Genomic DNA, 5,492 nt, shown 5'->3' on the forward strand with positions numbered 1-5,492 from the left:
GAGCTGGACGACCTGGCCCGGCAGCTGGCCGACGCCGCGGCAACGGCACGCGTGGCCGTGGCCGCCGGACCGGTCGGCGGGGCCGTGCTTGCGGACCTCGAGCACGGCGGTGGCGACTACGCGGCGAACGTCGCCCGGGCCGTCGCCGACATCCAGGCCGGCCGGTACCGCAAGGTGATCATGTCCCGGGTTGTCCCGGTGGACGTGCCGATCGACCTGGTCGCCACCTACGAACGGGGGCGGCGCGGCAACACGCCGGCCCGCTCCTTCCTGTTCGACCTCGGTGGCCTGCGGGTCGGCGGGTTCAGCCCGGAGACGGTCGTCGAGGTCGCGGCGAACGGGCGGGTCCGCACCCAACCGCTGGCCGGCACCACGGCCCGCGACGGTGGTGCCGCCGACGGTGGTGCCGCCGACCGGGCGCGGCGGGCGGCGCTGCTCACCGACCCGAAGGAGATCTACGAGCACGCCGTGTCGGTGCAGGCCGCCCAGGAGGAGCTGCGCCCGCTGTGCCGGCCCGGGTCGCTGGTCGTCGACGAGTTCATGTCCGTGCTCGACCGCGGCAGCGTGCAGCACCTGGCCTCCCGGGTCAGCGGTGACCTGACCGCCGGGCACGACGCCTGGGACGCCCTGGCCGCCGTCTTCCCGTCGGTCACCGCCTCCGGCATCCCGAAGGCCGAGGCCCTCGCCGCGATCCGACGCTACGAGCCGCAGCCGCGCGGGGTGTACAGCGGCGCCGTGCTCAGCGTCGACGCGGACGGCTCTCTCGACGCGGCACTCGTGCTGCGTTCGGCGTACCAGCGCGACGGGCGGACCTGGCTGCGTGCCGGCGCCGGCATCGTCGCCGCGTCCCGGCCGCAGCGGGAACTGGAGGAGACCCGCGAGAAGCTGCGCAGCGTCAGCCGCTTCCTGGTGGCCGCGCCCACGCCGGCGCTCGAAGTGGCCTCGGCGGCGGCGCAGTCGATTCCCGCCCAGCCCACCCGGGCGCAGGCCGAGCCGGAGCGCGGGCCCGCCCCGGCGGGGCCTGACCGGGAGGAGCTGCGTCGCCACGTCGCGGACCTGATCGAGGAGGAGCCGGCCAACGTCGGTGACGAGGACAACCTGTTCGAGCTGGGGCTGGAGTCCATCGCGCTGATCCAGGCGGTCGGTGCGTGGCGGCGCGACGGCCTGGAGGTCACGTTCGGCGAGCTGGCGGAGAACCCCACCCTCGACGGCTGGGTCAAGATCCTCGGTCACCGGGCCGCCGCGGCCGTCTCGTCGTCCACCGACGGCGCCGGCGAGGGCAGTGACGCCGGGGAGAGCAGTGACGCCGGGGAGGACAGTGGCGCCGGCGAGGACGCGGAGTTCCCGCTCGCCCTCATGCAGCACGCCTACTGGGTGGGCCGCGACCGCGGTCAGCCCCTCGGCGGCGTCGCCGCCCATCTCTACACCGAGTTCGACGGTCGGGATGTCGACCCCGACCGGCTCGCCGCGGCGCTGCGGCTGCTGGTGGCGCGACACGAGGCGCTGCGGACCAGGGTCACCGACAACGGCGCCCAGCGGGTCGAGGCGGAGTCGGGCTGGCGCGGCCTGGCCGTCCACGATCTGCGCACCCTCGACCCGGCCGCTGTCGCGGTGCGCCTGGGCGCGGTGCGCGACGCACTGTCCCACCAGATGCTCGACATCGAGCACGGCGAGGTGTTCTCCACCGCGCTGAGCCTGCTGCCCGGCGGGGCCACCCGGTTCCACCTCGACGTGGACATGGTCGCCGCCGACGCGGTGAGCTACCGCGTCCTGCTCGCGGACCTGGCGCGGCTCTACGCCCACGCGGACGACGGGCACGCCGACTCGGTGGCGCCGGCCTACACCTACCGGCAGTACCGCACCGAGCGGGCCGCGGCCCGTCGGCAGGCGGCGCAGCGCTCCCGCCGGGCCTGGCAGGACCGGCTGCCGAGCCTGCCCGGGGCACCCGAGCTGCCGCTGGCCTCCGGCGCGACCGCCTCCGGCGACGACAGTGCAGCCCGGGTGACCCGCCGGCACGTCTGGCTGGCGCGCACGGCCCGCGAGGAACTCGCCCGGGCGGCGCACCGGCGCGGAGTCACCCCGGCGGTGGCCGTGGCGACCGCGTTCGCCGAGGTGATCGGCGGCTGGAGCGCCCAGGGGCGGTTCGTGCTCAACGTGCCTCTGTTCGACCGGGAGCAGGTGCATCCGGACATCGACCGGGTGGTCGGCGACTTCACCAGCTCGGTGCTGCTCGAGGTCGACCTGACCGGACGGGTGCCGTTCGTCGAGCGGGCCCGGCGGATCCAGGCCCGGCTGCACGCCGACGCCGCCCACGCCGCCTACTCCGGGGTGGAGGTGCTGCGCGACGCCGGCCGGGCCCGCGGCGAGCGGCTGCTCGCCCCGATCGTGTTCACCAGTGCCCTCGGCCTCGGTGAGCTGTTCGACCCGGCGGTGCGCGACGCGTTCGGCCGGCCGGAGTGGATCATTTCGCAGGGCCCGCAGGTCCTGCTGGACGCGCAGGTCACCGAGCTCGACGGCGGCCTGCTGATCAACTGGGACGTCCGGGAGGACGCGTTCGCCCCCGGCGTCGTCGACGCGATGTTCACCGCCTTCGAGCGACTGGTGGGCGAGCTCGCCGCCGTCCGCGGCGGGCCCGTGGACGGCATGGGGCCTGTGGACGGCATGGGGCCCGTGGACGGCATGGTGCCGGCGGACGGCATGGTGCCGGCGGACGGTTCCGCGGAACCGCGCGGCGCCGGGCCGGCGGACGGTTCCGCGGAACACCTGCCGGCCGGCTCCGGCTCCGGCTCCGGTGGGAGGGCCCGCTGGGACCTGCCCGTCGACGTGCTGCTCGACGACGCGACGCGGGCGGTGCGGGCCCGGGTCGGCGACGTCGCCGGTCCGCGCTCGACGCGGCTGCTGCATGAGGGGTTCTTCGCCCGGGCCGCCGAGACGCCCGACGCCCCCGCGCTGCTCGGCTCGTCGGATGCACCGCGGGCGGCGCCCCAGATGCTGACCTACGGGCAGCTCGCCGCGCGGGCCCGAGCGGTGGCCGGGGCACTGGGCGCCCGCGGCACGCAGCCGGGTGACCTGGTGGGCGTCAGCCTGCCCAAGGGGCCCGAGCAGGTCGTCGCGGTGCTCGGCGTGCTCGCGGCGGGTGGCACCTACGTGCCCGTCGGCGTGGAGCAGCCGGCGGCGCGGGCCGCCCGCATCGTGGCCACCGCCGGGCTCACCACGGTGATCACCACCGACGGCCGGGCGGGCGGGTCGGCCTGGCCGGCCGGCGTGACCGGCGTGACCCTGGCCGAGCTCACCGGCCCGGCGGTCGACCCCGCAGCTGGTGCCCGCGGGCCCGTCCTCGCCGCCGCGCAGGACCCGGCCCGGTTGGACGAGCCGGCGTACGTGCTGTTCACCTCCGGTTCCACCGGCGAGCCCAAAGGCGTCGAGGTGTCCCACCGGGCGGCCATGAACACCATCGACGACCTGGCCGAACGGCTCGGCCTCGGCGCGGACGACCGGACGCTGGGCGTCTCCGCGCTCGACTTCGACCTGTCGGTGTTCGATCTGTTCGCGCCGCTGGGGGTCGGCGGTGCGGTGGTGCTCGTCGACGAGGCGGCCCGCCGCGAGGCGACCCGCTGGGTCGAGCTGGTGGCCGCGCACGGCGTCACCGTCCTCAACTGCGTGCCGGCCGTCCTCGACCTGCTGCTGGCGACCGCGACCGCACCCACGGCGCTCGGCAGCCTGCGGGCGGTACTGCTCGGCGGTGACCGGGTCGGCGTCGACCTGCCGGGACGCCTGGCCGCGCGCGCCCCGCACGCCAGGTTCCTCGGGCTCGGCGGGACGACCGAGACGGCCATCCACTCCACCGTGTGCGAGGTCGTCGGGGGCGGTCCGGTTCCCGAGCGGTGGAGCTCGGTGCCCTATGGGACGCCGCTGCGCAACGTGCGGCTGCGTATCGTCGACCCCCTCGGCCGGGACTGTCCCGACCAGGTCACCGGCGAGCTGTGGATCGGCGGTGACGGCGTCGCCCTCGGCTACCGGGGCGATCCGCGGCGTACGGCCGACCGCTTCGTCACCCACGACGGCTCCCGCTGGTACCGCACCGGCGACCTGGCCCGCTACCGGCCCGACGGCACGGTGGAGTTCCTCGGCCGCCGCGACCACCAGGTGAAGATCCGCGGGTTCCGGGTGGAGCTCGGTGAGGTCGAAAGCGCGCTGGCCGGCCTGCCCGGCGTGCACGCCGCCGTCGCCGCCGGCACGGCCGGTCCCGGCAGCCCGGATGCCTCGGGTGCCCGTTCGACGGCCTCGCTCGGCGCGGCAGTGGTCCTCGACCCGCCGGCCCCGCCGGTCCCGGACGCGAAGGTCCCGCCGCAGGGCACGGTCGCGGCGCGGCTGCGGGCGCAGCTGCGTGATCTGTTGCCGCCGCACATGGTGCCCGACCGGATCGTGATCGTCCCGGCGCTGCCCCTGAGCGTCAACGGGAAGATCGACCGGGCGGCCGCCGCCGCCCTGCTCGGGCGGGAGGCGGACGGGATCCGTCCGGTGACCCCGGCGCGCAGCGACCTGGAGCGGATGATCCTGCTGGTCTGGCAGGACGTGCTCGGCGGGACCTGCGGCGTGACCGACGAGTTCTTCACCGTCGGCGGTGACTCGGTGCTGGCCACCTCGCTCGTCACGCGGCTGCGTGACGAGCTGGACACGGCCGAGGTGTCGGTGCGGATGCTGTTCGGCACGCCGACGGTGGCGGGGCTGGCCGCTGCCATGCGCGGGGCCGAACGAACCCCGGGACGGCTCGACCGGGTCGCGTCCATCGCCTGGGAGATCGCCGGTCTGTCCGACGACGAGATCGAGTCCCGCCTGCATGACGGGGTTGACCATGACGGGTTTGACACACTGGGAGGCGCCGGATGAACCATCCGACAGTGCTGGCCGGCCCGGCGGACACCTCGGCCGGCACGGCCGGCACGACCGGCATGGTCGACGGGTTCGTCCCGTGGCCGGCGGAGTCCGCCCGGCGCTACCAGCGGGACGGGTACTGGCAGGGCGGGCCGCTCGCGGACCGGCTGCGGGACTGGGCCACCCGGTACGCCACCGAGCCGGCGCTGGTCGGCGGGCCGCCGGCGACACCCGTCCGGCTGACCTACCGCGAACTCGACGAGGCCGTCGACGACCTGGCCGCGGGCCTGGCCGGGCTCGGCCTCGGCGCCGGCGACCGGGTGGTCGTACACCTGCCGAACCGGGTCGAGTTCGTGACGCTGCTGTTCGCGTTGCTGCGCCTCGGCGCGATTCCGGTCCTGACGTTGCCCGCGCACCGTCGGGTCGAGATCGAACATCTCGCCCGGCTGTCCGGCGCGGTGGGGTACGCGATCCCGGACCTGCACGAGGGTTTCGACCACCGGACGCTCGCCGAGGAGATCGTGGCGGCTGTCCCGTCCGTGCGGCATGTGCTGGTGGCCGGGGACGCCGGCCGGTTCACCGGGCTCGCGGGGCTGGCCGCCGCCGGCGCCGCGGCC

Annotated in this window: 2 protein-coding genes; both read left to right on the forward strand. The window is 76.0% G+C overall.

The features are described 5' to 3' along the window. Positions 1–4,890 (forward strand): salicylate synthase (locus ND747_RS19820; RefSeq protein WP_251735320.1); only part of this gene is annotated, 4,890 nt, incomplete at its 5' end. Continuing rightward, a partial coding sequence (locus ND747_RS19825; protein WP_308204662.1) for an AMP-binding protein occupies positions 4,887–5,492 on the forward strand: 606 nt, incomplete at its 3' end. The genes ND747_RS19820 and ND747_RS19825, both read left to right, overlap by 4 nt.

The sequence above is a fragment of the Frankia sp. R82 genome (assembly GCF_023716925.1).
GTDB lineage: Bacteria > Actinomycetota > Actinomycetes > Frankiales > Frankiaceae > Frankia.